Origin of the sequence: Acinetobacter sp. YH12021, from assembly GCF_013420145.1 — a bacterium.
In the GTDB taxonomy this organism is placed as follows: Bacteria; Pseudomonadota; Gammaproteobacteria; order Pseudomonadales; family Moraxellaceae; genus Acinetobacter; species Acinetobacter towneri.
Genome location: NZ_VOYT01000078.1, coordinates 1 through 1,048 on the forward strand (window position 1 = coordinate 1; position 1,048 = coordinate 1,048).

2 protein-coding genes and 1 pseudogene are annotated in these 1,048 nt (G+C 46.6%); all 3 read left to right on the plus strand.

The features are described 5' to 3' along the window. A partial coding sequence (locus tag FTT91_RS14615) for an IS66 family insertion sequence element accessory protein TnpB (protein WP_180169708.1) occupies positions 1–137 on the plus strand: 137 nt, incomplete at its 5' end. Further along, positions 134–469: an IS66 family insertion sequence element accessory protein TnpB gene (gene tnpB / locus FTT91_RS14620; RefSeq protein WP_180169709.1), complete on the plus strand. Its 336-nt coding sequence runs from the start codon at positions 134–136 to the stop codon at positions 467–469. The genes FTT91_RS14615 and tnpB, both read left to right, overlap by 4 nt. A 74-nt stretch (positions 470–543) precedes the next feature. Continuing rightward, positions 544–1,048: pseudogene (locus FTT91_RS14625) on the plus strand (IS66 family transposase); the annotation flags it as partial.

The window sequence follows — 1,048 nt, forward strand, 5'->3', positions numbered from 1 at the left end:
CTGCAATCAGCCAACCTATTGATGAGAGGATCACGTTGTGTATCACCGTGCCTCATACGAATAATGATATTCAGCTAAAATGGCAGACATCAGAAATACCTGCCTTGGCAGAATTACTCAAGGCACTTGCAACATGATCCGCATTGATGAAATCTGGTTGTCTACTCAGCCCATGGACATGCGTGCAGGTATGGATACGACCATGGCTCAGGTGGTGAGAGCCTTTGGCTACATCAAACCGCATTGTGCTTACCTGTTCTGTAATAAACGTGGCCATTGCATGAAAGTGTTGGTACATGATGGACTGGGCATCTGGCTGTGTGCCCGGCGGCTGGAACAGGGCAAATTTCACTGGGCTCAAGTTCACCAAGGTGAAACCGTGGCCCTCAGCCCGGAACAGTTACAGGCACTGATCCAAGGTTTGCCCTGGCAGCGCATTGGACGACAGCAGGTGGTGACGATGCTTTAAACCAGGCTGTTCCATTCTGCTATTCTCCAAACGTTCTATTTCATTCTTCTCATGACCTCAGGCATACTGCGGTCATGAATACGCTGCCTGACTTAAGCCAACTGACCCATGAACAACTGCTGGAATTCACCAGGCAGTTGGCGATGCAGCATCAGTCTCTGGCACAATCAAATCAAGAATTAGAAAAATCAAACCAGCAATTAGATGCCAGAGTTCAACATCTTGAAGTCACCAATCAGCAATTAGATTCTAAAGTTCAACATCTTTCTATTCTCAATCAAAAATACGAGCATGAACTCGCACTATTTAAACAGCACAAATTCGGCAGTAAAAACGAACATCTCACTGCAAAACAAATCCACCTGTGGGATGAAGCGGTTGAAGAAGATATCGCAGCCGTTGATCTAGAACTGGAACGGCTAAATGCAGATAAAACCGATGCAGTGACACACAAAGCCAAAACCAATAAACCTAAACGTCGACCACTGCCAGATCATCTACACACCATCCGTATTGAGCATGAACCTGCATCAACCCAATGTGCTTGTGGCTGCCAACTCCGTCGTATCGGCGAAGATG